This is a genomic window from Sphingomonas sp. PEI4, assembly GCF_056679955.1.
In genome coordinates, this window is sequence record NZ_CM155258.1 from 25,448 (window position 1) to 45,227 (window position 19,780).

A 19,780-nucleotide genomic window follows, 5' to 3' on the forward strand; every position below is an offset into this window, starting at 1 on the left:
CGAACTGGATGTCCTTCAGGCAGCGCGATCAGCGCGTTGCGCCGTATATGGCCGCGGGATGCCATACAGAACAGCGTCATTACGGTTGAAATGCGTTTATGCCGTTAACGACACGCGACGGCCGATCACGCCAGTTCGACCGTCGACGTCTCGTACCCGCCAGCCCGCAACGCGCCCACCAGCCGATCGAGATGCGCACGGTCGCGAAGCTCGCATTCGATGTCGGTGATGAGGCCCTTCGCCGGCAGCGTCGTGAAGACGCGCTGGTGATAGATCTCGATGATGTTGACGCGTTCCTGGTCGAAGATCCGCGCGACATGGAACAGCGCCCCCGGCTTGTCCTGCAACCGGATCCGCAACCGCGCGAGCCGACCCGAGCGTGCCAGATCGCGCAACAACACGTTGGCGAGCAGCCGCGTGTCGATATTGCCCCCGCACAGCACGATGCCGACGGTCTTTCCCGCAAACCGCTCGGGATGCGACAACAACGCAGCGAGCCCGGCGGCACCGGCGCCCTCGACCACCGTCTTCTCGATCTGGAGCAGCAGGCTGACGGACTCTTCCAGGCTGCGCTCGCTGACCAGCACGATGTCGTCGACGAGTTCGGCGACGATCTTCGAGGTGATCGCACCCGGCTCCTTGACCGCGATACCCTCGGCCAGCGTATCGCCTGCGCAAGGCATGTCGGTACCGTTGATACGGTTGTACATAGACGGGAACAGCTCGGCCTGTACGCCGACGACCTCGATCGGGTGACCACCTGGCGCTTCGCTCAATGCCCGCGCGACCGTCGACATGCCCGAGATCAGCCCGCCGCCGCCGATCGGGATGACCAGCGTATCGAGTTGCGGCACGTCCTCCAGCATCTCGATCGCGACGGTGCCTTGCCCTGCAATGACGCGCGGATCGTCGAACGGGTGGACGAAGGTGAAGCCGCACTCGCCTTCGAGAATACGCGCGTGCGCATAGGCCGCGTCGAACGTCTCGCCGTGCAGCACGACGTTGGCGCCGTGGCCTTCGGTCTGCATGACCTTCACGGTCGGCGTGTTGGTCGGCATCACGATCGTCGTCGGGATGCCGAGCCGGTTGGCGTGATAGGCCAGACCCTGCGCGTGATTGCCTGCCGACGCGGCGATGACGCCCTTGGCGCGCGCTTCGGCCGACAGCTGCAGCAGCGTGTTGAGCGCGCCACGCTCCTTGTACGCCGCAGTGAACTGGAGGTTCTCGAACTTCAGATACACGGTCGCGCCGGTCATCTTGCTCAGCGTCTTGCTGATCAGCGTAGGGGTGCGGACGATCGAGTCGCGGATCCGGTCATGCGCGACGCGGACGTCGTCGATCGAGACGGGAAGGGTGGGTGCCGCTACGGCAGCGTGGGTAGCCATGCCCGACCCGCTAGACCATCTGGCGCGCGTGGGAAACACCGCTTATGCGCGGACGCTATGGCAAAACTGGCATTCATCGGAACCGGCGTCATGGGTGCGCCGATGGCGGGACACCTCGTCGCGGCAGGACACGACGTCACCGTCTATAACCGGACGCAGGCCAAGGCGTTGGCATGGGCCGATAAATATGGCGGCAAGATTGCCGATACGCCCGCCGCCGCGGCAAAGGATGCCGATGCGGTGTTCGCTTGCGTCGGCAACGATGACGATCTCGCGTCGGTCACTTTAGGTGAAGACGGCGCGTTCGCAGCGATGCGCGACGACGCGGTGTTCGTCGATCACACCACCGTCTCGGCCTCGATCTCGCGAAGGCTGGCGGCCGAGCGGGCTCTGGTCGTCGACGCGCCGGTGTCCGGCGGGCAGGCTGGCGCGGAGAACGGCAAGCTCTCGATCATGTGCGGCGGCTCGGCCGAGGCGATGGCGAAGGCCGAACCCTTCATGCAGGCCTATGCCGCGCGGATCGTCCACGTTGGTGAGCCAGGCGCGGGCCAGACCACCAAGATGTGCAACCAGATCGCGATCGCCGGCGTCATCCAGGGCGTCGCCGAATCGCTGCGGTTCGCGCAAAATTCCGGGCTCGATCTCGACAAAGTGTTCGAGGCGATCTCGGGCGGCGCGGCGCAGAGCTGGCAGATGGTCAATCGCTGGCCGACGATGGCGAAGGACGAGTTCGACTTTGGATTCGCGGTCGACTGGATGCGCAAGGACCTGGGCCTCGCACTCGACGAAGCGCGACGCAACGGCGCGGTGCTGCCGGTCGCGGCGTTGGTCGACCAATTCTATGCCGATGTGCAGGCAATGGGCGGCGCCCGGCAGGATACGAGCGCGCTGGTACGGAGATTGCCGAAGTGAAGCGTTACCTGATTTCCGCGGCCGTCATCGCACTGCTCCCGACCCCCGCGCTCGCCGACGGGATCGTCGACAACGTCAACGGCGTCACCATCGCGGAGGGCGGTCGCGTAATCCACTTCAAGGCGATCCTGATCGACAAGGCGGGGCGCGTCACGCGTCTCGTGCCCCCGGGCGAGGAAGCGCCCAAGCTCAGCCGCAAGGAGCTGAAGAAGAACGCGGGCAAGCCGCTGTACGACTGGCGCGTCGACATGGGCGGTAAGACCGTGCTGCCCGGCTTTATCGACGCGCACGGCCATGTCCTCGAGATGGGTTTCGGCGCGCTGTCGCTGGACCTGTCGATGACCAAGTCGCTCGAAGAGGCGAAGTCGCGGATCGCCGCCTATGTCGCGGGCAATCCCGATCGCAAATGGGTGCTGGGCCGCGGCTGGAACCAGGAGGCGTGGGGACTCGGTCGCTTCCCGACCGCCGCCGATCTCGAATCGGTTTCGGGCGGTCACCCGATCTGGCTGTCGCGCGCCGACGGCCATGCGAGCTGGGCGAACCGCGAGGCAATGCGCGAGGCAGGCGTCACCGGCGCCACCGTCTCGCCCGCGGGAGGGCGTATTGAAAAAACTGGCGGAGCACCCGCCGGCGTGTTCGTCGACGGGGCGCAGGCGTTGATTGAGAAAGTCGTTCCCCAGCCGCTTCCCAAGGAGCGCGATGCGGCGTTCCTCACCGCACAGACTATCCTGCTCCGTAACGGCGTCACCGCGGTCGCCGACATGGGCACGACGCTCGACGACTGGCTGACCTATCGCCGGATGGCGGACATCGGCGGACTTCGCGTCCGCATCATGAGCTATGCGATGGGCGTCGAGACGGCGAGCCGGATCGGCGGCAAGGGCCCGACGCCGTGGCTGTACGATGATCGGCTGCGCATGGGCGGCGTGAAGCTTTACGCCGATGGCGCGCTGGGGTCTCGCGGTGCGTGGCTGCTCAAGCCCTATGCCGATGCTCCGGGCCAGTCGGGCCTCGGTTTCCTCACCGACGCGCAACTCCAGAACCAGATGAGCCGCGCGGCGATGGACGGGTTCCAGGTCGCGGTGCACGCGATCGGCGACAGGGCCAACCAGGAAGTGCTCGATGCGATCCAGGTCGAGAGCGAGACGTATACCGGCGATCGCCGCTGGCGGATCGAGCATGCGCAGATCGTCGATCCGACCGATTTGCCGCGGTTCGGCAAGTTCGGCACGATCGCCTCGATGCAGCCGACGCACGAGACGAGCGATCGGACGATGGCGGAGGCGAGGCTCGGACCGAACCGTCTTGTAGGCGCCTATGCCTGGAAATCGATGCTGACCAACGGCGCGAAGCTTGCGTTCGGGACCGACTTCCCGGTCGAGAAGCCCGATCCGTTCGCAACCTGGGCGGCGGCCTTCACGCGCCAAGGTGCCGATGGGCAACCGCAGGGTGGCTGGCAACCGCAGGAACTCGTGACGCGCGAACAGGCATGGTGGGCGATGACGGGCGCGGCGGCCTATGCCGGGTTTGCGGAGAAGCAGTTCGGTGCGCTTGCGCCCGGCCAGCGCGCGGATTTCATCATCGTCGACCGCGATCCGACGATGGCCTCGCCGACCGACCTGCGCGCCACCGTCGTGCAGGAAACGTGGGTGGGCGGGGAAAAGGTCTGGGCGCGCAAGTAACCCGCGCGGTTACTGGCGCATCCGGATCAGCCCTTCCTGCGCGACGCTGGCAACGAGGCGGCCGTCTCTCGCATAGATCTTGCCGCGGTTGAAACCGCGCGCATGGCCTGACCACGGGCTGTCGCACGCGTAAAGCAGCCAGTCGTCGGCGCGGAAGTCCTCGTGGAGCCACAGCGAATGGTCGAGGCTCGCGGTCTGCAAACCCGGCGTGATCCAGTTCTTGCCATGCGGCAGGAGGGCGGTGCCGAGCAGCGCCATGTCCGACGCATAGGCGAGGATCGCGCGGTGCATCGCCGGATCGTCGCCGATCGGCGCGACGAGGCGGAACCAGTTGGCGTAATGCGGCTCCTGCGGGGCAGGGTCGATCCAACTGCGCGGGTTGACTGGGCGCACCTCGATCGGCCGCCAGCGGAGCATGTGCGCGCGAAATTTCTCAGGGATGCCGTCGATATTCTCGAGCCGCAGGTCGCGGTCTGAACGCAGGGTTTCAGGCGCCGGCACGTCGGGCATCGCGTCCTGATGGTGCAGCCCCTCTTCGGGCATCTGGAAAGACGCGGCCATGTTGAGGATCGGCTGCCCCTTCTGCATCGCGATCACGCGCCGGGTAGCGAAACTCCGCCCCTCGAAGTCGCGCACTACGCGGAAGACGATCGGGTAGTCCTCGTTCCCCGGACGCATGAAATACGCGTGCAGAGAGTGCGCCGCCTTGGGTCCTTCGGTCGAGCGTTGCGCGGCCTGCAGCGCCTGCGCGATCACCTGCCCGCCGAACACGCGACCGACCCCGCCCGGCTGACGCTTGCCGACATAGAGATCGGTGTCGACTTCCTCGATTTCGAGCAGGTCGACGAGACTCTTGGCGAGTGCTTCAGGAGAAGTATCGGCAGTGTTCAAGTTCATCTGACCTCCGTGTTCACCCGCGAAGGCGGGTGCCCAGTGTGGGCCCCCGCCTTCGCGGGGGTACAAGTTCTGGTCAATACCCTGCCGCGACCGCAAGCCTGTCCGCGTGGAAGTTGGCATCGCCGAACATCTCGGCGAGCACCCGTGCGCGTTTCATGTAAAAGCCAATGTCGTATTCGTCGGTCATGCCGATGCCGCCATGCATCTGCACCCCTTCCTGCACGCTGAGCGTCGTTGCCAGCGCGGTCATCGCCTTGGCCACCGACACCGCCTCGTCCGCCCGGTCGCTGCCGAGATCGAGCAATTGCTGTGCCTTGAGGACAGCCGCCCGCGCCACCTCCATCTCCGAATACAGATGCGCGGCGCGGTGCTGGAGCGCCTGGAAGCTGCCGATCAGCGCGCCGAACTGCTTGCGCTCCTTCAGATAACCGACGGTCATGTCCATCGCCCCGCCGCCGACGCCGAGCAGTTCCGCCGACGCGCCGGTCCGGCCTGCGCGCAGGAGACGATCGAGTGGTGTACGCCCAGCGTCGACCTCGCCGATCACCGCGTCCGCATCGACCTCCACGCCATCGAACTCCAGGCGTGCGGCGAGGCTCGAATCGGCAAGGCGCTCGGCGTGCGCTGAAAGACCCGAAGCGTCCTTGAGCACCGCGAACAGCGTGATGCCATCCCTGTCGTCGTCACTGCCGCCGGTGCGTGCAGCAACGATGATCAGGTCGGCGGTGTGGCCGTGCGTGACGAACCGCTTGGCGCCGGTCAGCTTGAACCCGTTGCCCGAGCGTTCGGCCTTCATCGCCACGGTGTCGCGGTGCTTGGCGCCCTCATCAATGGCCAGCGCGGCTACGGTCTCGCCGGCGATGATGCCCGGAAACCAGCGCCCGGCTTGCCCCGTACCCTTGAGCGCCTCGACCGCCGCGACTGCGGTGGAGAGGAACGGGGAGGGCGACAGGTTGCGGCCGATTTCCTCCAGTACCACGCCCGCCTCGACATGGCCGAGCCCCAAGCCCCCCTGGTCCTCGCCGATCAGGATGCCGGTAAAGCCCATCTCGGCGAACTGCTTCCACAGGTCGCGCGAGAAGCCCGTCTTGTCGTCGGCGTCGCGCAGGGCCCGCATGTGGCTGACCGGCGCGTGCTCGGCGACGAAATCGCGAATGGTGTCCTGAAGGACGGTCTGGTCGTCGTCTAGATACAGGGGCATGTCTATTCCTTCTGCTCCCTCGCCCCGCCGGGGAGAGGGTCGGGGTGAGGGGCTGTTGGGTCGGATCGTCCGAGCCTCATTGCCCCTCACCCGCCTTCGCTTCGCTGCGGCACCCTCTCCCCGAAGGGGCGAGGGAATTACGCCGGCAATTCCAAAATCCGCTTGGCGATGATGTTCAGCTGAATCTCGCTGGTCCCGCCCTCGATCGAGTTCGCCTTGGTCCGCAGCCACGACCGCGGGATCGCCCCGCCGCGCGACCGATCGCTGTCCCATTCGAGCGCGTCCGATCCGCCCGCCGCCATCATCAATTCGTACCGGCCCTTGTTCAGCTCGGTGCCATAGTATTTCATCATGCTCGGCTGGGCCGGGTGCGCCTTGCCCGCCTTCAGCTCGTCGATGAACCGCTCTGACATCGCCCCGAACGCCTTCGACCGCACCTCGAACAGCGCGATCGACGCGCGCAGCAGCGGATCGGCGAGCCGCCCGTCATGTCCGAGCCCGACGGTCGCGATCGCGCCGTCGATCAGCGGATTGCCGCCGCTCGACGCGAGCCCCATGCCCGAGATCATCTCCCGCTCATGCCCGAGCAGGTATTTCGCGACGTCCCAGCCCTTGTTCTCTTCGTAGACGCGGTTGACCTTGGGCACCTCGACATTGTCGAAGAACGTTTCGCAGAACGGCGAATTGCCGCTGATCAGCAGGATCGGCTTGGTCGACACGCCCGGCGACGCCATGTCGAACAGCACGAAGCTGATCCCGCCCTGTTTCGAAATCTTGTCGGTGCGGACGAGGCAGAATATCCAGTCGGCCTTGTCGGCATAGGACGTCCATACCTTCTGGCCGTTGACGAGATAATGGTCGCCCTTGTCCTCCGCCGAGGTGGCAAGCCCGGCAAGGTCGGACCCAGCATTCGGCTCGGAATAGCCCTGGCACCAGCGGATTTCGCCACGCGCGATCTTGGTCAGGTGATCGAGCTTCTGCTCCTCGGTGCCGTATTTCAGCAGCGCCGGTCCAAGCATGGAGATGCCGAACGAGTTCAGTGGGTTGCGTGCCTTTATTGCCGCCATCTCTTCGCGCAGGATCTTCGTCTCGGCAGGCGACAATCCTCCGCCGCCGTAAGCCTTGGGCCAGTCGGGCACGGTCCAGCCCTTGGCCGCCATCTTATCGAGCCACTCTTTCTGCGCAGGGCTCGAAGGCTTGAACTGACGCCCGCCCCAGCAGACGTCGTCCTCGGAGCGCACCGGCTTGCGCATCTCGGGCGGACAGTTTTCCGCAAGCCACGCGCGGGTTTCGGTTCGGAAAGTATCGAGGTCGGTCATGATAGTCCTTTCTCCCTCTCCCCTATGGGGAGAGGGTCGGGGTGAGGGGCTGTTGGGCAGGGCAACGCGCGCGGCGCCCCTCACCCCAGCCCTCTCCCCGAGGGGAGAGGGAGCCAGATGTTACTTGATCTTACCGCCGGTTGCGGCCGCATCCTTCAACGACTTGGCAACGGTAAACCCGTATTTCTCCAGCCCCGCGACGACCTTCGGCAACCCCTCGGACTGCGCCCAGAACATCGGTCCACCGCGGTACACCGGCCAGCCGTATCCGTAGATCCACACCACATCGACGTCCGACGCGCGCTGTGCCTTGCCCTCCTCGAGGATCAGCGCGCCCTCGTTCACCATCGTGTAGAGAGTCCGCACGACGATCTCCTCGTCGCTGATCTCACGCGGCGTCACGCCCGACTTCTTGCGGAAATCGTCGATGATCTCGGTCACGCGCGGGCTGTTCGAGGGCGTGCGCTTCTCGTCATAATCGTAGAAGCCCGCCTTGGTCTTCTGGCCCCAGCGGTTCTCCGCCGCCAGCGCATCGCGAATATTCTCGATGCGGCTCGGGTCGCGGTGCCAGCCGATATCGACGCCCGCCAGATCGCTCATCTGGAACGGCCCCATCGGCATGCCGAACGCGACATGGACCTTGTCGATCTGTTCGGGGCTCGCGCCTTCCAGCAGCAGCTTGGTCGCCTCAACCTGCCGCGGCATCAGCATGCGGTTGCCGATGAAGCCGTAGGTGACGCCCGCCACCACCGCGACCTTCTTGATCTTCTTTGCCAGCGCCATGACGGTCGCCAGTACGTCGTCCGCGGTCTTGTCGCCGCGCACCACTTCGAGCAATTTCATCACGTTGGCGGGCGAGAAGAAGTGCATCCCTACGACGTCCTCGGGACGCTTGGTGCAGGCCGCGATCTCGTCGATGTTCAGATACGAGGTGTTCGACGCGAGGATCGCGCCCGGCTTGGCGATCGCGTCGAGACGCGTGAAGATCTCCTTTTTCACCTCCATTGTCTCGTACACCGCCTCGATGATCAGGTCGCACTCGGCGAGATCGGCGAAGTCGAGCGTCGGCTTCAACGCCCCCATCGCCTGTTCGACCTGCTCGGGCTTGATCCGGCCCTTGGCGGCGGTCGCCTCGTAGTTCTTCCGCACGACGCCGGTGCCGCGGTCGAGCGCCTCCTGCTGCATTTCGACGATCGTGACCGGGATGCCCGCGGACAGGAAGTTCATCGAGATGCCGCCGCCCATCGTGCCCGCGCCGATCACGCCGACGCGCTTGATCTCGCGCAGCTTGGTGTCCGCGGGGACGTCGTCGATCTTGGCGGCCTGGCGCTCGGCGAAGAAGATGTGGCGCTGCGCGGCGGATTGCGTGCCGGTCATCAGCTTGAAGAATTCCTGGCGCTCGAACGCAATGCCCTCCTCGAAGCTGGAGCCATCGGCAGCCTTCTCGACGCAGGCGATGTTGGCCGCCGGCGCGTCGAAGTTACGGAAACGGCGCGCATTCTCCTTCTTGAACGCGGCGACCGCGTCGGGATCGGCCTGCGCCGTCTTCTCGGACGCACGGGGCAGGGGACGCTTGGTCGCGATCTCGCGCGCGAATGCGACGGCATCTGCCTCAAGCGAATCCTCACCGACGATCTTGTCGATTAACCCTGCATCAAGCGCCCTCTTCGCCGAGATCGGATCGCCCTTCGCGGTCATCTCCAGCGCAAGCTTCACGCCGGCGATGCGCGGGATGCGCTGCGTGCCGCCCGCGCCTGGGAGTAGGCCGAGCTTCACTTCGGGCGTGCCGATCTTCGCCGAGGGGACGGCGACGCGGTAATGACAGCCAAGCGTGACTTCGCAGCCGCCGCCGAGCGCGGTGCCGTGGATCGCCGCAACGACGGGCTTCGACGACGCCTCTATCATGTCGACGACGGTCGGCAGGCCGGGCTCGACCATCTCCTTGCCGAACTCGGTGATATCGGCGCCTGCGAAGAAGGTGCGGCCGTCGCAGCGGATCACCATCGCGGCGATGCTGTCGTCGTTGACGCCTTGCTTGATCGCGGCTTCGAGCCCCTGGCGGACCGCGGCGCCGAGCGCGTTGACGGGGGGATTGTTCGAGATGATGACGAGGATGTCGTCATGGCGTTCGGTGCGGATCGGGCTGGTCGAGGACATCAGAAAGTCTCCTGCTATTTGATCGTCATACCAGCGAACGCTGGTATCTCCTCGTAACCGGGAGACCTCAGCTTCCGCTGGGGTGACGGGTAAGTTCGTATGCGTGAATCAGGTCATCGCCGCGTAGATCATCGTCTTCAGTTCGCGGCGGATGGGATAGAAACTGCTGGGCGAGAGCTGGGTCATGAACACCATCGACAGGCGCTCGACGGGGTCGACGAAGAACGCGGTCGAGAACATCCCGCCCCAGTAGAATTCGCCCTTCGACCCCGGCACCATCGTCTTGGCGACGTCGTCGGTGATCGCGAAGCCGAGGCCGAAGCCGGTGCCTGCGTTCGACGCCTCGCTGAACAGCGACTTCGACATCGCTGCGAGATCGGATTTTCCGGGCAGATGATTCTGCGTCATCAGCTCCAGCGTCTTGCGCCCGAGGATCCGCGCGCCATCGAGCTCGCCGCCATTCAGCAGCATCGTGTTGAACCGGTGGTAATCGAGCGCGGTCGAGACGAGCCCGCCGCCGCCGGACACGAGCTTGGGCTGCCGGCTCCACGCACTCTCCGCGCCGCGATCATACATGATGCGACCCTTGCCGGGGGCGAGCGTGTAACAGTCGGTCAGGCGATCGAGCTTGTCGGCCGGAACCTGGAAGAAGGTGTCGTCCATCTTCAGCGGCGCGAAGATGCGGTCTCGGAAGAACTGGTCGAGCGACTGGCCCGATACGCGCTGCACGACCGCGCCGAGAACGTCGGTCGCGACCGAGTAATTCCACGCGGTGCCGGGCGAGAATTCGAGCGGGATCTTCGCCAGCGCGCCGATGAATCCGTCGAGATCATGGCCGCCATGCCAGTTCTCGATCTTGCCTTCACGGTAGGCGGCATCGACGTTCGAGCGGTTCTGGAAACTATACGTCAGTCCCGAGGTGTGGCGGAGAAGGTCGACCATCCGCATCGGCTCGGCGGTCGGCCTCGTCATGAACGGTACCCCGCCACCGCCGCCATCATAGACGCCGATATCCTTGAATTCGGGCAGCACGTGGTGGACCGGCGTATCGACCGCGACGAGGCCCTGCTCGACCAGCATCATGAACGCGACCGAGGTGATCGGCTTTGTCATCGACGCGATCCGGAACAGCGATCCGTCGTCGATCGCCTTGCCGCCCTCACGCGCTGCACCCACGTTCGAGAAGTGGACGATCTCGCCGTCCCGAGCGATCAATACCTGCGCGTTCGGCAGCTTGCCCGAATCGACGTAGCGCGTCTGGAGCAGCGTATCGATCGCCGCCAACCGGCCTGCATCGAAGCCATGCGCCGCGGGCTTGGCGATTTTCATGATTCGACCGTTCCCGCCATCACCCGCTCCATACCCCTAGTTCGAACTTGTCGCCTCTATTGCCTTGAGTGCGACAGGAATCAACTATAACCTGTCTTCGAACAGGCGATAAGCCAAACCCAAAATTCAACTCTGGAGTCAACCGGTCTTGGCAAGCGAACCGATCATCGCACTCGATCCCTCCTGGCCGGCGATGTCGCTCGCCGATGCCGAGCGATTGCTGACCGCGCCCGGCGCGAAGTTCGAGATGGAGATGCTGACGATCGACGGTATCGAGACGCGTATCTGGAAGAATGCGCCGCCGTCGTTGCGCTGGCTGGCCGAGGCGGCGCGCGCGCATGGCGACCGGGTCTTCACGGCGTACGAGGACGAGCGAGTCACCTACGAGGCGAACTTTCGTGCGATCGCGGTGCTGGCGCATCGGTTGCGCGAGATGGGGATCGGTCCCGGCGACCGCGTCGCGCTGGCGATGCGCAACTTGCCCGAATGGCCGGTCGCGTTCTTTGCAGGCGCCAGCATCGGCGCGATCATGGTACCGCTCAACGCGTGGTGGACGGGCGCCGAGATGGAATACGGCTTAGCCGATTCGGGCGCGCGCGTGCTGATCACCGACGACGAGCGGCATCACCGGCTGGAGGCGGCGTATGCGACGCTGCCGACGCTGGAGCATGTGTTCGTCACACGGGCCGCGGAACCGCTGGCGGGGATCGTCACGCGGCTGGAGGACGTGATCGGCACGCCGCATGACTGGGCGGCGTTGCCCGATAACGGCTTGCCCGAAGCGACGATCGCGCCGGACGACGATGCGACGATCTTCTACACAAGCGGCACCACCGGCGCGCCGAAGGGGGCGCTCGGCACGCACCGCAACATGATGTCGAACATCCTGTCGGGCGGCTATTCGTCGGCACGCTCGTTCCTGCGCCGCGGCGAGGCGCCACCCGAACCGACGCCGCGCGTGACGCTGACGGTGATCCCGCTGTTCCACGTCACCGCCTGCTCCGCCGGCATGATGGGGGCGATCGCGACCGGCAGCACGATGATCTTCATGCGGAAATGGGACACCATTAGGGCGATGGAGATCATCGAGCGCGAGAAGGTAAACGTCACCGGCGGGGTGCCGACGATCGCGTGGCAGTTGCTGGAGCATCCCGATCGCGACAGATACGACCTCTCGTCGCTCGAATCGATCGCCTATGGCGGTGCGCCGGCGGCTCCAGAGTTGGTGAAGCGCATCCATGCCGAGTTCGGCGCGATGCCCGGCAACGGTTGGGGCATGACCGAGACGATGGCGACCGTCACGCATCATGGCGGCGAGGATTATCTCAACCGGCCCACCAGCGCGGGGCCTCCCGTAGCTTCGGCCGACCTGAAGATCGTCGCGGACGACGGCGTGACCGAGATGCCGACGGGCGAGGTCGGCGAACTCTGGGCGCGCGGGCCGATGATCGTGAAGGGCTACTGGAACAAGCCGGACGCGACCGCCGCGACGTTCATCGACGGCTGGGTGCGGACGGGGGATCTCGCGCGGCTCGACGAGGAGGGATTCTGCTACATCGTCGACCGGGCCAAGGACATGATCATCCGCGGTGGCGAGAACATCTATTCGAGCGAGGTGGAGAACGTCCTCTACGCGCATCCCGCGGTGACCGATGCCGCACTGATCGGCATCCCGCACCGGATCCTCGGCGAGGAGCCCGCAGCGGTGGTGCACCTTGCGCCGGGTGCGGTGACGACCGAGGCGGAGTTGCAGGGCTGGGTCAGGCAGCATCTGGCGGCGTTCAAGACGCCGGTGGCGGTGCGCTTCGTGCACGAGACGTTGCCGCGGAACGCGAACGGGAAGATCTTGAAGAAGGACTTGCAGGTGCTGTTCGAGGATCGGGTCGGGGTGACGGCGTAGGTCCGATCGCTGGCAGGTTTCCATCAGGATGACGGGCCCCGTGCCGATTGACCTGATGACGATCTTGCCCCGCGAGTGGTCGCTTCAGCGTCCTTCGTTCTTTTGTTCGCCAAATCAGATCGGACACGGTCTGGCACGCTTGTCAGCGCGGCACGATTACGGGATGGGGGTGGCAAAGGAATTGCCATGACGGACGAGGGTCTTCGCCAGGAAACGCACCAGCCGGGGGGCGGGGACGACGTCGTTGCGGAAGGTTCACCGGCGGAGAGTGCGTTCGGGCTGCCGATCGCGGTTGGGGTCGAGGATGCGATGCGGATCGCGCAGCGTCGCGATCGGTTGTTGGCCGCCTTGACGCTAACCGCGGGTATAGGTCTGATTCTTGCCACGCCGTTCGCGCTTAAATCGGGAGCGGAGTTCTTTCTGCCGCTGACTATCGCGCTGGTGATTTCGGTTGCGCTGGTGCCGGTGCTGGAATGGCTCGAGCGGCGTCACGTACCGTCACCGCTGGCGGCGATCCTGTGCATCCTCGTCTTCCTGATCGCCGCGAACATCGCGATAGCCGCGATCCTCGTGCCGGCGACCGATTTCTTCCGTCTGTTGCCGACGCGGTTGGACCGGATTCAGAGCAACCTCGCGCCATTGCTCGATCTCTATTCGAGCCTCGAGAAATACGTGAACAAGACGCTGCGGCAGGTCGCGTCGACGCCGATCAAGCAGCCGGCGACCGCGGGCGTCGCCGCGCCGGGCTCGATCCTCGAACTGGCAGCCACCTCGGCGCCGGCAGTGATCGTCCAATTCCTGTTCGGCGTGCTGATCGTGTTCTTCTTCCTGTCGGGCTGGACGCGGATGCGGCGGCAGACGATCACCGGGCGGACCAGCTTCGACGGGGCGATGGCGACGGCGCGCGTGATCCAGGACATCGTCGACGATGTGTCGGCGTATCTCGGCACGATCACGCTGATCAACATCGTCCTCGGGATCATCACCGGGGTGGCGCTGTGGTTCATCGGGATGCCCTATCCGGCGATGTGGGGCGGGATCGTAGCGCTGCTCAACTACATCCCGTATTTCGGGCCGGTGATCGGTGCGTTCCTGCTCGCGTTGGGCGGGCTGATGACGTTCTCGGACATCTGGATGGCGATGCTGCCGCCGGCGCTGATGTACGGGCTGCATCTGGTCGAGGCGAACGCGATCACGCCGTTCGTCGTCGGTCACCGGCTGACGATCAGCCCGCTACTCATCCTGATCTCGCTGAGCTTCTGGGGATGGGTCTGGGGCACGTCGGGCGCGTTGCTGGCGGTGCCGCTGCTGATCATCATCCAAACGGTCGTGAAGGCCGCCGGCAAGCCCGATATCGCCGGTTTCCTGTTCGAGCACGGGACGCTGGTGCAGCCCAAGACCGGGCGAAACCGTCGGCGTGGCGACCCGCCCGAGGCACAACGTGAGACTGGCGGATAATTTGGGTTGACGGTATCCGAACCCTCGCCTAGTTGCCGCCTCCACGCTGTTTCAGCGGGTGTAGCTCAGTTGGTTAGAGCGCCGGCCTGTCACGCCGGAGGTCGCGGGTTCGAGTCCCGTCACTCGCGCCATCGTTTGCCCTGACCGGGTAGATGGTTCGAGATTGTGTAAAGGTTTTGACGAGCCTTCCCGCGTGTCCCTTGGGACGCCAGGGTTCGTCATTGGGAATGCGGGTGTAGCTCAGTTGGTTAGAGCGCCGGCCTGTCACGCCGGAGGTCGCGGGTTCGAGTCCCGTCACTCGCGCCACCCTATAGGGTGGCCGAGACCCTTCAGAAAATAGGTGCTGCGAGCACTCCGTCCTGCCTCCTGGGTCAGGATCATCCACCCTTGCCGTTCGTGCTGAGTAGAGACCGAGTAGCTCCGTCAGGAGCGTATCGAGGGCTCGTATCGAAGCATGCGTTCCGCGCGCCAACCTGTCCTTCGATACGCCCTCTAGATACGTCGCTGCGCGACTACTCGATGGCTACTCAGGACGAACGGGGAGGGGGAAGGCTGTAAGCGGGTTGCGACGGCGCTACAAAGGCTACCGCCCAGTCTCCATCCAGCGCAGCACGGGCTTCAACGGGGCGATCCAGATCAGGCCGGTGAAGACGTAGAACACCAGCTGCCCCAGCCAGTGCCAGTTGCCGACGATGTTCGACAAACTCACGATTGCCACGCACCATACGAGGATCAGTAGCAAGATGCCGAGCATCCCGACGGGTTTGCGCCAGGTCGGCGTCATGGCGTGATCCATTCGAGTTCGGTGGCGATGGCGTGAAGTGGGACGTCCCACGGGTCTGGTGTTAGGCTATCCACCTGCTGCACCGACAGCGCAATGCCGACGCGCCAGGCGTTTGGGTGCGCGAGGAAGGCTCGGTCGTAATAGCCGGCGCCCTGGCCGATTCGGTTGCCGCCGCGATCGAAGCCGACGAGCGGGGTCAGGATGATGTCGGGTTCGAGCTCGGCCGCGTCCTCGGCAGGCTGGTGCAGCCCGAACGGTCCGGCGATCAGCGCCGCTTCGGTCGCCCATGACAGGAAGCGCATCGGCAGCGATCGGCGGACCACATGGGGCAGGGCGATCACGCACCCCGCATCGACGGCGGCGCGTGCGAAGGGTGATGGATCGGCCTCACCGCCGAACGGGACGTAGGATGCGACCGTCAGTCCGGGCTTCAACCGCGCCAGAAATGTCAACGGCACGGGGATATCGACAGGCGGGCGCGCTTCCCGCGCGGCGCGGAGCGAGGCCCGGAGCGCACTCTTGTCGGTCATGCGCGGGCGACCTCTAAAGATGGTGGTGTGGCGGGCCCACCATGGCCGTGTGCCGGGTTATCCACTGACGCACGGTACGTCAGGTGGGGACCATATGCTTCGGACCAGGATCCTAACAGGGACAGCCCCCTATGGATGATGAATAGCCTCAGGGATAATAAAGGCTCGTACCGGGCAGAACCCGCCATCCCCAATCTAGGCGTTCGGGGGGCTTAGCTCAAGGGGACTTTGTTCGAGAGCCTGGGCAAGCCCTTCGAGACGATCGGCGATCCGGGTGAGCGCGATCTCGCTGACGGCCGAGCCTTCGGGTGGGCGGTGCGCGGCTTCGTCGAGGTCGTCGGCCAGCATCAGCGCGACGAACAGCATCGCGCGCTCGGCGCTGAGCCCGCCCGCCGCACGATCCGCCGTTGCCCAGCGTTCGGAAACCATCGCGCCCAGCAAGCGGACCCGCGACTCTTCGCCGTCACGGCAGGCGACCGCATGCGGACGGCCGCCGATATCGAGCATGACTTGTGCCATCAGTTCGGACTCCCACGCGTAATGACGTCGTCGAGTGCAGCGACGGCTTCGGCCATCCGCGCCTTGAGCGCCGCGTGACGCTTGGCCAGCGCGTCGCCAGCGTCGGCGCGGGCGGCAATGGCGGATTCGATCCGTGCAATCGCCGCGTCGATCCGTTCGACGGCGGTAGGCGCGTCGCCCCGGTCGACGGGCGTCGGCGTATCGGTAATTGTGTCTGACATAGCATGCGAGATAGCATGGCCGAGGGGCGCGACAAGCCGATTTCGCCGCCGCGATCCGCGATCCACGGTGTTGACAGGGCGCCCCACCGCCCCGCAAAGGCTTCGCGCCCGGAACGGACTCGCGGGTGTTAGCGGAGATATGGCAATGACGGTCAAGGTTGCGATCAACGGTTTCGGGCGCATCGGCCGTCTCGTCGCCCGCGCGGTACTCGAACAGTCGAACGGCGCACTCGAACTCGTCGCGATCAACGATCTCGGCGATGCCAAGTCGAACGCCTGGCTGTTCAAGCGCGACAGCGTCCACGGCAAATATCCGGGCGAGGTGTCGGCCGAGGGCAACGAACTGGTCGTCGACGGCAAGCGCATCCGCGTCACCGCCGAGCGAGATCCCGCCAACCTGCCGCACGCCGAGCTGGGCGTCGACATCGTTCTCGAATGCACCGGCTTCTTCACCGACAAGGCGAGCTGCCAGAAGCATCTCGATGCCGGCGCGAAGAAGGTGCTGATCTCGGCGCCGGGCAAGGGCGTTGACCTGACCGTCGTCTACGGCGTCAACCACGACAAGCTGACTGCCGAGCACACGATCGTCTCGAACGCGTCGTGCACCACCAACTGCCTCGCGCCGGTCGCCAAGGTGCTGAACGATGCGATCGGCATCGAGCGCGGCCTGATGACGACGATCCATGCCTATACCAACGACCAGAAGATCCTCGACCAGATCCACCCGGACCTGCGTCGCGCACGGGCTGCGGCGATGTCGATGATCCCGACTACGACCGGGGCCGCACGTGCGGTTGCCGAAGTGTTGCCGGAGCTCAAGGGCAAGCTCGACGGTTCGGCGATCCGCGTGCCGGTGCCGGACGTGTCGCTGATCGACCTGACGTTTACGCCATCGCGCGACACGACGCGTGAAGAGGTGAATGCGGTGCTGAAGGCGGCGTCCGAAAGCGGTCCGCTGGTCGGCGTGCTCGACTGGTCGGACGAGCCGCTCGTTTCGATCGATCTCCAGCATACCCCGGCGTCGTCGACGATCGACAGCCTGGAGACCGCGGTGATCGACGGCAAGCTGGTCCGCGTCGTCAGCTGGTACGATAACGAGTGGGGTTTCTCGAACCGGATGGTCGATACCGCCACGGCGATGGCGAAGTTCATCTAAAGGTAGACGGACGCTGCGTTTCTATAGCCGTCATCACACCCCAGTCCGTCATCCCAGCGGAAGCTGGGATCTCGCCGTTCGGGTCGGGACGCCCGACAACAGGGATACCCCAGCTTTCGCTGGGGTGACGGACGATTGGATACGGCGTTGACGGGAATCATTTCCGGGATAGCGCGCCATCCCCGCCCCAAAGCCCCAATGGAGGTCATCGACCATGTCGAGATCACCGTCGAGGCAGGCCTCAACGGCGACTGTCGTGGTTATGTGAAACCCGGCGGCAAAGGGCGGCGTCAGGTCACCTTGCTCGAACGTGGCGACTGGGACGCGGCGATGGCCGACTTGGGTCGTGACATCCCCTGGTACGAACGCCGCGCAAATCTTCTCGTCGATGGCCTCGATCTGCCGCAGACTGCCGGCGCCCGGCTTCGGATCGGAGCGGACGTGCTATTAGAGGTGACGCTCGAAACCGATCCATGCCACCGCATGGAAACGGTAGCGCCCGGATTGTTCGCCGCCCTCCTGCCCGACTGGCGGGGCGGGGCGTGTACCCGCGTTTTGATGGGCGGCAGGATCGCCGTCGGTGATGAGATCAGGATCGAAGAACCATGAGCAAGCCATTCAACACGCTCGATGATATGGGCGACGTGCAGGGCAAGCGCGTGCTTGTCCGCGAAGACCTGAACGTGCCGATGGCAGGGGGTCACGTTACTGACGACACGCGCCTCCGCGCAACGGTAGCGACCGTTGGCGAACTCGCCGACAAGGGCGCGATCGTCCTCGTCCTCGCGCATTTCGGTCGTCCCAAGGGCGTGCCAAGCCCCGAGTTCTCGCTGTCGCAGGTCGTAAGGCCGTATAGAGAAGTGCTGGGCCGCGAAGTCCGCTACATCGACTGGGAGGGGGCTGATGATGCCGTCGCCACGCTGGAGCCCGGCGATATCGCGGTGTTGGAGAACACGCGCTTTTTCGGTGGCGAGGAAACCAACGATCCAGCCGTGGTTGCGCGTTTTGCCAGCCTAGGCGACCTGTACGTCAACGACGCCTTTTCCGCCGCGCACCGCGCCCACGCCTCCACCGAGGGCCTCGCGCACGTCCTTCCCGCCTTTGCCGGCCGCGCGATGGAAGCCGAACTCGACGCGCTCCAGAAGGCGCTCGGTGCACCCGAGCATCCGGTGGCAGCGGTCGTTGGGGGCGCCAAGGTGTCGTCGAAGCTCGACGTGCTGCGCCACCTGGTCACCCGCGTGGATCACCTGATCATCGGCGGCGGCATGGCCAACACCTTCCTCGCAGCGCGCGGCGTCGATGTCGGTAAAAGCCTGTGCGAGCATGAGCTTGCAAGCGTTTGCGAACAGATCATGGAAGCCGCAGACAAGGCGAACTGCATCGTCCACCTCCCCTATGACGTGGTCGTCGCGAAGGAGTTCAAGCCGAACCCGGCGACGCGCACCGTCAACGTCCACGAAGTCGCGGCCGACGAGATGATCCTCGACGTCGGCCCGGCGGCGGTCGAGTCGCTCGGCGACGTGCTCAAGAATTGCCGCACGCTGGTGTGGAACGGTCCGCTCGGCGCGTTCGAGACTCCTCCGTTCGACACCGCGACCGTCGCGCTCGCCAAGACCGCGGCGGCGCTGACCGAGGGCGGTTCGCTCGTCTCGGTGGCCGGTGGTGGCGACACGGTCGCGGCGCTCAACCACGCTGGCGTTGCCGACGCGTTCACGTTCGTCTCCACGGCGGGCGGCGCGTTTCTGGAGTGGATGGAAGGCAAGGACCTTCCCGGCGTCGCGGCGCTGACTCGTTAGGGCGCTGGTTCCTTCAGTAGCGGGACCAGCAGGCCATTCAGGTCGTCCAGGTCGAACGCACCGGCTTTTGCATAACGGACGATGCCGGCGCGATCGATGATGTAGTTGGTGGGCAGCGCGCCCATCACCGCGAACGGTCCCTTGATCCGCCGCGCGGAGGGGATCGCCATGGCGGCGAACAGGGGTTTCAGCTTGAACGCGGGCAGCGAGTCCTCCGTCGCTACCGCGAATACGCGCAGCCCGTGGTCCTTGCGAAGCCGGTAGTAATTGTCGAGCAGCGGCAGTTCGGCCTTGCAGGGCCCGCACCAGGTCGCCCAGAAATTCAGGATCACGACCTGACCGGCGAGGTCGGTACTGCGCACCTTGGTGCCGTCGATCAGCGTCAATTCGAACGGCGGTGCCTTCTCGCCGATCTTCACCGCCGCCGCTGCCGTGGACGTCGCCATCAGCACCGCGCATGCGATGACGCCCTGCAAAACTCTCATTGCCTGCCCCCTGTTTTTGCCAGTCTCGGCGTCGGGCGCTGTCACGTCA

General features: G+C 65.3%; 18 protein-coding genes and 2 tRNA genes. 9 read left to right on the top strand and 11 right to left on the bottom strand.

Annotated elements, in window-relative coordinates:
* Positions 1-125 precede the first annotated feature (125 nt).
* On the bottom strand, positions 126-1,385 hold the full coding sequence (locus tag AC1MLZ_RS00160) for a threonine ammonia-lyase (protein WP_480959900.1): 1,260 nt from the start codon (positions 1,383-1,385) through the stop codon (positions 126-128).
* A gap of 57 nt (positions 1,386-1,442) precedes the next feature.
* On the opposite strand from AC1MLZ_RS00160, the gene AC1MLZ_RS00165 reads away from it, so the two are divergent.
* On the top strand, positions 1,443-2,297 hold the full coding sequence (locus AC1MLZ_RS00165; RefSeq protein ID WP_480959901.1) for an NAD(P)-dependent oxidoreductase: 855 nt from the start codon (positions 1,443-1,445) through the stop codon (positions 2,295-2,297).
* Positions 2,294-3,979 carry an amidohydrolase gene (locus AC1MLZ_RS00170; protein WP_480959902.1) on the top strand — a complete coding sequence of 562 codons (1,686 nt, stop codon included), beginning with the start codon at positions 2,294-2,296 and terminating at the stop codon, positions 3,977-3,979. The genes AC1MLZ_RS00165 and AC1MLZ_RS00170 overlap by 4 nt, the downstream gene beginning before the upstream one ends.
* Before the next feature lie 9 nt (positions 3,980-3,988).
* On the opposite strand, the gene AC1MLZ_RS00175 is transcribed toward AC1MLZ_RS00170, so the two are convergent.
* From AC1MLZ_RS00175 to AC1MLZ_RS00195, 5 genes are all read right to left on the bottom strand, one after another.
* Complete coding sequence (locus AC1MLZ_RS00175; protein ID WP_480959903.1) at positions 3,989-4,876, bottom strand: acyl-CoA thioesterase; 888 nt, start codon at positions 4,874-4,876, stop codon at positions 3,989-3,991.
* A gap of 73 nt (positions 4,877-4,949) precedes the next feature.
* On the bottom strand, positions 4,950-6,077 hold the full coding sequence (locus tag AC1MLZ_RS00180; protein ID WP_480959904.1) for an acyl-CoA dehydrogenase family protein: 1,128 nt from the start codon (positions 6,075-6,077) through the stop codon (positions 4,950-4,952).
* A 137-nt stretch (positions 6,078-6,214) separates the two neighbouring features.
* Complete coding sequence (locus tag AC1MLZ_RS00185; protein WP_480961418.1) at positions 6,215-7,399, bottom strand: acyl-CoA dehydrogenase family protein; 1,185 nt, start codon at positions 7,397-7,399, stop codon at positions 6,215-6,217.
* A gap of 117 nt (positions 7,400-7,516) precedes the next feature.
* Positions 7,517-9,553, bottom strand: coding sequence for a 3-hydroxyacyl-CoA dehydrogenase NAD-binding domain-containing protein (locus AC1MLZ_RS00190; protein ID WP_480959905.1), 2,037 nt, complete (start codon positions 9,551-9,553; stop codon positions 7,517-7,519).
* 108 nt (positions 9,554-9,661) lie between these two features.
* Positions 9,662-10,882: a serine hydrolase domain-containing protein gene (locus tag AC1MLZ_RS00195; RefSeq protein ID WP_480959906.1), complete on the bottom strand. Its 1,221-nt coding sequence runs from the start codon at positions 10,880-10,882 to the stop codon at positions 9,662-9,664.
* A 193-nt stretch (positions 10,883-11,075) separates the two neighbouring features.
* On the opposite strand from AC1MLZ_RS00195, the gene AC1MLZ_RS00200 reads away from it, so the two are divergent.
* The 4 genes from AC1MLZ_RS00200 to AC1MLZ_RS00215 all read left to right on the top strand — a co-directional run bounded on the left by AC1MLZ_RS00200 (position 11,076) and on the right by AC1MLZ_RS00215 (position 14,546).
* Entirely contained in the window at positions 11,076-12,782 is a 1,707-nt protein-coding gene (locus AC1MLZ_RS00200; RefSeq protein ID WP_480961419.1) for a class I adenylate-forming enzyme family protein, read from the top strand.
* A 309-nt stretch (positions 12,783-13,091) separates the two neighbouring features.
* Positions 13,092-14,240 (top strand): AI-2E family transporter, encoded by a 1,149-nt coding sequence (locus tag AC1MLZ_RS00205; RefSeq protein WP_480961420.1) that lies wholly within the window; start codon positions 13,092-13,094, stop codon positions 14,238-14,240.
* 54 nt (positions 14,241-14,294) lie between these two features.
* A tRNA-Asp gene (locus tag AC1MLZ_RS00210) sits at positions 14,295-14,371 on the top strand.
* A gap of 98 nt (positions 14,372-14,469) precedes the next feature.
* A tRNA-Asp gene (locus tag AC1MLZ_RS00215) sits at positions 14,470-14,546 on the top strand.
* 277 nt (positions 14,547-14,823) lie between these two features.
* On the opposite strand, the gene AC1MLZ_RS00220 is transcribed toward AC1MLZ_RS00215, so the two are convergent.
* The 4 genes from AC1MLZ_RS00220 to AC1MLZ_RS00235 form a co-directional block, all read right to left on the bottom strand.
* Positions 14,824-15,024: a DUF2842 domain-containing protein gene (locus AC1MLZ_RS00220; RefSeq protein WP_480959907.1), complete on the bottom strand. Its 201-nt coding sequence runs from the start codon at positions 15,022-15,024 to the stop codon at positions 14,824-14,826.
* Positions 15,021-15,554, bottom strand: a complete 534-nt coding sequence (locus tag AC1MLZ_RS00225) for a 5-formyltetrahydrofolate cyclo-ligase (RefSeq protein WP_480959908.1) — start codon at positions 15,552-15,554, stop codon at positions 15,021-15,023. Before AC1MLZ_RS00225 ends, AC1MLZ_RS00220 begins: the two co-directional genes overlap by 4 nt.
* 195 nt (positions 15,555-15,749) lie before the next feature.
* On the bottom strand, positions 15,750-16,073 hold the full coding sequence (locus tag AC1MLZ_RS00230; RefSeq protein WP_480959909.1) for a cell division protein ZapA: 324 nt from the start codon (positions 16,071-16,073) through the stop codon (positions 15,750-15,752).
* Complete coding sequence (locus AC1MLZ_RS00235) at positions 16,073-16,294, bottom strand: hypothetical protein (RefSeq protein WP_480959910.1); 222 nt, start codon at positions 16,292-16,294, stop codon at positions 16,073-16,075. The genes AC1MLZ_RS00230 and AC1MLZ_RS00235 overlap by 1 nt, the downstream gene beginning before the upstream one ends.
* Positions 16,295-16,439: 145 nt before the next feature.
* On the opposite strand from AC1MLZ_RS00235, the gene gap reads away from it, so the two are divergent.
* From gap to AC1MLZ_RS00250, 3 genes are all read left to right on the top strand, one after another.
* Complete coding sequence (gene gap, locus AC1MLZ_RS00240) at positions 16,440-17,450, top strand: type I glyceraldehyde-3-phosphate dehydrogenase (protein WP_131585433.1); 1,011 nt, start codon at positions 16,440-16,442, stop codon at positions 17,448-17,450.
* A gap of 198 nt (positions 17,451-17,648) precedes the next feature.
* Complete coding sequence (locus AC1MLZ_RS00245) at positions 17,649-18,059, top strand: MOSC domain-containing protein (protein ID WP_480959911.1); 411 nt, start codon at positions 17,649-17,651, stop codon at positions 18,057-18,059.
* The gene (locus tag AC1MLZ_RS00250) at positions 18,056-19,246 is read left to right on the top strand and encodes a phosphoglycerate kinase (protein WP_480959912.1); all 1,191 of its coding nucleotides are present in this window, start codon (positions 18,056-18,058) and stop codon (positions 19,244-19,246) included. The genes AC1MLZ_RS00245 and AC1MLZ_RS00250 overlap by 4 nt, the downstream gene beginning before the upstream one ends.
* Here the strand turns inward: AC1MLZ_RS00250 and AC1MLZ_RS00255 are convergent.
* Complete coding sequence (locus AC1MLZ_RS00255; protein ID WP_480959913.1) at positions 19,243-19,731, bottom strand: TlpA family protein disulfide reductase; 489 nt, start codon at positions 19,729-19,731, stop codon at positions 19,243-19,245. The genes AC1MLZ_RS00250 and AC1MLZ_RS00255 overlap by 4 nt on opposite strands.
* Positions 19,732-19,780 lie beyond the last annotated feature (49 nt).

Excerpts from the sequence above, each read along its gene's own strand:
- AC1MLZ_RS00160 (WP_480959900.1), bottom strand. The coding sequence starts at position 1,385 with ATGGCTACCCACGCTGCCGTAGCGGCACCCACCCTTCCCGTCTCGATC.
- AC1MLZ_RS00165 (WP_480959901.1), top strand. The coding sequence starts at position 1,443 with ATGGCAAAACTGGCATTCATCGGAACCGGCGTCATGGGTGCGCCGATG.
- AC1MLZ_RS00175 (WP_480959903.1), bottom strand. The coding sequence starts at position 4,876 with ATGAACTTGAACACTGCCGATACTTCTCCTGAAGCACTCGCCAAGAGT.
- AC1MLZ_RS00180 (WP_480959904.1), bottom strand. The coding sequence starts at position 6,077 with ATGCCCCTGTATCTAGACGACGACCAGACCGTCCTTCAGGACACCATT.
- AC1MLZ_RS00190 (WP_480959905.1), bottom strand. The coding sequence starts at position 9,553 with ATGTCCTCGACCAGCCCGATCCGCACCGAACGCCATGACGACATCCTC.
- AC1MLZ_RS00195 (WP_480959906.1), bottom strand. The coding sequence starts at position 10,882 with ATGAAAATCGCCAAGCCCGCGGCGCATGGCTTCGATGCAGGCCGGTTG.
- AC1MLZ_RS00200 (WP_480961419.1), top strand. The coding sequence starts at position 11,076 with ATGTCGCTCGCCGATGCCGAGCGATTGCTGACCGCGCCCGGCGCGAAG.
- AC1MLZ_RS00205 (WP_480961420.1), top strand. The coding sequence starts at position 13,092 with ATGCGGATCGCGCAGCGTCGCGATCGGTTGTTGGCCGCCTTGACGCTA.
- AC1MLZ_RS00220 (WP_480959907.1), bottom strand. The coding sequence starts at position 15,024 with ATGACGCCGACCTGGCGCAAACCCGTCGGGATGCTCGGCATCTTGCTA.
- AC1MLZ_RS00225 (WP_480959908.1), bottom strand. The coding sequence starts at position 15,554 with ATGACCGACAAGAGTGCGCTCCGGGCCTCGCTCCGCGCCGCGCGGGAA.
- AC1MLZ_RS00230 (WP_480959909.1), bottom strand. The coding sequence starts at position 16,073 with ATGGCACAAGTCATGCTCGATATCGGCGGCCGTCCGCATGCGGTCGCC.
- AC1MLZ_RS00235 (WP_480959910.1), bottom strand. The coding sequence starts at position 16,294 with ATGTCAGACACAATTACCGATACGCCGACGCCCGTCGACCGGGGCGAC.
- gap (WP_131585433.1), top strand. The coding sequence starts at position 16,440 with ATGACGGTCAAGGTTGCGATCAACGGTTTCGGGCGCATCGGCCGTCTC.
- AC1MLZ_RS00245 (WP_480959911.1), top strand. The coding sequence starts at position 17,649 with ATGGAGGTCATCGACCATGTCGAGATCACCGTCGAGGCAGGCCTCAAC.
- AC1MLZ_RS00250 (WP_480959912.1), top strand. The coding sequence starts at position 18,056 with ATGAGCAAGCCATTCAACACGCTCGATGATATGGGCGACGTGCAGGGC.
- AC1MLZ_RS00255 (WP_480959913.1), bottom strand. The coding sequence starts at position 19,731 with ATGAGAGTTTTGCAGGGCGTCATCGCATGCGCGGTGCTGATGGCGACG.